Below are 4,306 nucleotides of genomic sequence, written 5' to 3' on the forward strand. Positions count from 1 at the left end.
ATACCCCTTTTAGTCTGGGGTGCAGAATTAGTTCTTCCCTCTTTAACAGCTTTTATTGTCCCAGTTGCTTATACAGCACTCACAGGAATTGCTGCTTACGCAGGCTACAAAGTGTCTCAGGTCATTTACGAAAGAAGCTACGATAACGTTCTTTTTAAAAACTCTTCTACAGTCCGAGGACCGAGCAATGCTTCAAAAAAAGGAACTGGTAAAGGGAGTGGAAGGCCAGACAAATTAAAGCCAGATCCAGACACAAAAGGCGTCGTCGCACATAGTGTGTTCAGAAGACACCCGGAGACTAATAAAGTGATAAAGTACGAAACCTTTAAACCACAAACCAATCCTAGAGACCCAGCTCCTTATGAAAGTGTAAAAAGATATGATGGTCCAGGAGCTGGGTCTCATCGGAATAAGGTTTTAGACCAAGAGATAGAAGTCCCTCATGTTCATGATCCCTCTTGTCCAGGAGGCATTAGACCAGCTTTACCTTGGGAAATCCCAAAATAAAGGAAAAATCTATGAAAGAAGATGATTTTTTATGGCTTCAACAATGGTTTCGAGTCCATTGCAATGGAAATTGGGAGCAAGATGATAGAATTCAAATAGGGAATATTGACAATCCTGGTTGGTCATTAACAATAGATTTGGAAGATACAGAGTTAGAAAGTAAAAATTTCCAAAAGATAAAAATAGATCGATCGGAAGAAGATTGGATACTTTGTACAGTTAAGAACACTAAATTTGAAGGAAGATGTGGTATTGAAAACTTACCAGGAACTTTGAAAGTATTTCGTCATTGGGTTGAAAATGAATCATTCGATTTTACCTTGGAAAATATCAAAATAAAAGAAAATCTTATGATAGAAGATGATTTTTTATGGCTTCAACAGTGGTATCAAGATAACTGTGATGGGGATTGGGAACATACTTATGGAGTCTCTCTCGAGAATATTGACAATCCTGGTTGGTCATTAATAATAGATTTGAACGAGACAGATCTAGAATATGCAAATTTCCAAGAGATAAAAATAGATCGATCGGAAGAAGATTGGATACTTTGTACAGTTAAGAACACTAAATTTGAAGGAAGATGTGGCGTTAGAAACTTACCAGAAGTTTTGAAAGTATTTCGTCATTGGGTGATTGAAAATGAGCCATCTAAAAATAATGAATATGCGTGGAATGATTATGTTATTATTAAGCAAGATGCTCCAGAGCAGTTTTGTCCAGGAGAGATTGGGGTTGTATGCGGCATGTCGGAAATCAAATTTGAAGACATTGCAAAAGAATTTTTCTCAGAGTTAGGGGATTGGATTTATATTATAAAATTTAAGACCGGTAGAGAGATTCGAGTTGCTGGTCGTTTTTTGGAGAAATACTCAGAAGTATAGTGATAAGGCATGAAACCTTTATGATTTGCCCTCTTTATAACAGCTTTTGTTGTTCCGGTTGCTTATACAGCACTCACAGGAATTGCTGCTTATGCAGGCTACAAAGTGTCTCAGGTCATTTACGAAAGAGGTTACGATAACGTTCTTTTTAAAAACTCTTCTACAGTCCGAGGACCGAGCAATGCTTCAAAAAAAGGAACTGGTAAAGGGAGTGGAAGGCCAGACAAATTAAAGCCAGATCCAGACACAAAAGGCGTCGTCGCACATAGTGTGTTCAGAAGACACCCGGAGACTAATAAAGTGATAAAGTACGAAACCTTTAAACCACAAACCAATCCTAGAGACCCAGCTCCTTATGAAAGTGTAAAAAGATATGATGGTCCAGGAGCTGGGTCTCATCGGAATAAGGTTTTAGACCAAGAGATAGAAGTCCCTCATGTTCATGATCCTGCTTGTCCAGGAGGGATTAGACCACCTTTACCTTGGGAAATACCAAAATAAAGGAAGTATGTATGAAAGATTTTTTATGGCTTCAGCAGTGGTATCAAGCTCATTGCAATGGAAATTGGGAACATGCTAGTAGGATCTGTTTTAGAACTCTTGACAATCCTGGTTGGTCATTAACAATAGATTTGGAAGATACAGAATTAAAAAGTAAAAATTTCCGAAAGATAAAAATAGATCGATCGGAAGAAGACTGGATATTTTGTGAGGTTAAGGATACTAAATTTAAAGCATGGGGTGGTGTTGAAAACTTACCGGGAGTTTTGAAAGTATTTCGTTATTGGGCTGAAAATGAACCATTCGATTTTGCCTTGGAGAGTACCAAAATAACGGAAGAATCTATAGAGGAAGACGATTTTTCATGGCTGCAACAGTGGTTTCAAGATTACTGTAATGGAGACTGGGAACACGGTAGTGGAATCCAACTAAGGACTACTAGCAATCCTGGCTGGTCATTAACAATAAATGTGGAAGATACACAACTAGAATATACAAATTTTCAACAGATAAAAATAGATCGATCTCAGCAAGATTGGATATTTTGTGAAGTTAAGAGTCTTAAATTTGAAGCAAGATGTGGTGTTGAAAATCTACCGGAAGTTTTAAGAGTATTTCGTCATTGGGTGATTGAAAATGAGCCATCTAAAAATAATGAATATGAGTGGGATGATCATGTTATTATTAAGAAAGATGCTCCAGAGCAGTTTTGTCCAGGAAGGACTGGGGTTGTGTGTTACATGTGGGAAATCAAATTTGAAGACATTGCAAAAGAATTTTTCTCAGAGTTAGGGGATTGGATTTATATTATAAAATTTAAGACCGGTAGAGAGATTCGAGTTGCTGGTCGTTTTTTGGAGAAATACTCAGAAGTATAGTGATAAGGCATGAAACCTTTATGATTTGCCCTCTTTATAACAGCTTTTGTTGTTCCGGTTGCTTATTACAGCGCTCACAGGAATTGCTGCTTACGCAGGCTATAAAGTGTCTCAGGTCATTTACGAAAGAGGTTACGATAACCTCCTTTTTAAAAACTCTTCTACCACACAAGGCCCGAGCAATGCTTCAAAAAAAGGAACTGGTAAAGGGAGTGGAAGATCAGAGCGACTAAAGCCAGATCCAGACACAAAAGGCGTCGTCGCACATAGTGTATTCAGAAGACACCCGAAGACTGGTCAAGTGATAAAGTACGAAACCTTTAAACCACAGACCAATCCTAGAGATCCAGCTCCTTATGAAAGTGTAAAAAGATATGATGGTCCAGGAAGTGGTGGGCCTCACTATAACGACTTTTTAGATAAATACATAGATACTCCTCATGTCCATGATCCCGCTTGTCCGGGAGGAATTAGACCAGCTTTACCTTGGGAAATACCAAAATAACGGAAGAATTTATGGAAGAAGACGATTTTTTATGGCTTCAGCAGTGGTATCAAGATAACTGTAATAAAGATTGGGAAACCGGCGATCGAATTCAACTAAGGACTCTTGACAATCCTGGTTGGTGGCTAGCAATAAATTTGAAAGATACAGAACTAGCAAATAAAAACTTCCAAGAGATAAAGGACATAGGACGATCTGAAGAAAATTGGACAGTTTGTAAAATTAGAGATACTAAATTCGATTCAGCCTGTGGTGTTGAAAACTTACCGGGAGTTTTGAAAGTATTTCGTCATTGGGTTGAAAATGAATCATTCGATTTTACCTTGGAAAATATCAAAATAAAAGAAAATCTTATGATAGAAGATGATTTTTTATGGCTTCAACAGTGGTATCAAGATAACTGTGATGGGGATTGGGAACATACTTATGGAGTCTCTCTCGAGAATATTGACAATCCTGGTTGGTCATTAATAATAGATTTGAACGAGACAGATCTAGAATATGCAAATTTCCAAGAGATAAAAATAGATCGATCGGAAGAAGATTGGATACTTTGTACAGTTAAGAACACTAAATTTGAAGGAAGATGTGGCGTTAGAAACTTACCAGAAGTTTTGAAAGTATTTCGTCATTGGGTGATTGAAAATGAGCCATCTAAAAATAATGAATATGCGTGGAATGATTATGTTATTATTAAGCAAGATGCTCCAGAGCAGTTTTGTCCAGGAGAGATTGGGGTTGTATGCGGCATGTCGGAAATTAAATTTGAAGACATTGCAAAAAAATATCAATCAGAATTAGGGGATTGGATTTATCTTATAAAATTTGAGACCGGTAGAGAGTTTCGAGTTGCTGGTCGTTTTTTGGAGAGATATCCATAGGTGTAGTGATATTGCAACCATTTTTTAGACACTTAGAACATAAATTTTTCTATCTTCATTCGTATCGTCTCCGCGAGCTATGCAGGGCTCGCTTGCGATATCTTCATTAAAACTTTTCTTTTTATATCACTCTCTCAGCTGTACAATTCC

At 37.5% G+C, this 4,306-nt stretch carries 5 protein-coding genes and 1 pseudogene; all 6 read left to right on the forward strand.

The window, feature by feature from the left end:
* Positions 1-507, forward strand: a pseudogene (locus RHTP_RS08845) (hypothetical protein); the annotation flags it as partial.
* Positions 508-518: 11 nt separating this feature from the next.
* Positions 519-1,391: an immunity 53 family protein gene (locus RHTP_RS08995; protein WP_138107481.1), complete on the forward strand. Its 873-nt coding sequence runs from the start codon at positions 519-521 to the stop codon at positions 1,389-1,391.
* Positions 1,392-1,496: 105 nt separating this feature from the next.
* Positions 1,497-1,892, forward strand: coding sequence for a hypothetical protein (locus RHTP_RS07405; RefSeq protein ID WP_138107490.1), 396 nt, complete (start codon positions 1,497-1,499; stop codon positions 1,890-1,892).
* Positions 1,893-1,903: 11 nt separating this feature from the next.
* A complete protein-coding gene (locus RHTP_RS07410; protein WP_138107491.1) occupies positions 1,904-2,770 on the forward strand; it encodes an immunity 53 family protein in 867 nt (288 codons plus the stop codon).
* A 49-nt stretch (positions 2,771-2,819) separates the two neighbouring features.
* Positions 2,820-3,275: a hypothetical protein gene (locus tag RHTP_RS07415; RefSeq protein WP_138107492.1), complete on the forward strand. Its 456-nt coding sequence runs from the start codon at positions 2,820-2,822 to the stop codon at positions 3,273-3,275.
* 11 nt (positions 3,276-3,286) lie between these two features.
* On the forward strand, positions 3,287-4,156 hold the full coding sequence (locus RHTP_RS07420; protein ID WP_138107493.1) for an immunity 53 family protein: 870 nt from the start codon (positions 3,287-3,289) through the stop codon (positions 4,154-4,156).
* Positions 4,157-4,306: the final 150 nt, after the last annotated feature.

Origin of the sequence: Candidatus Rhabdochlamydia sp. T3358, assembly GCF_901000775.1 — a bacterium.
Taxonomy (GTDB): domain Bacteria; phylum Chlamydiota; class Chlamydiia; order Chlamydiales; family Rhabdochlamydiaceae; genus Rhabdochlamydia.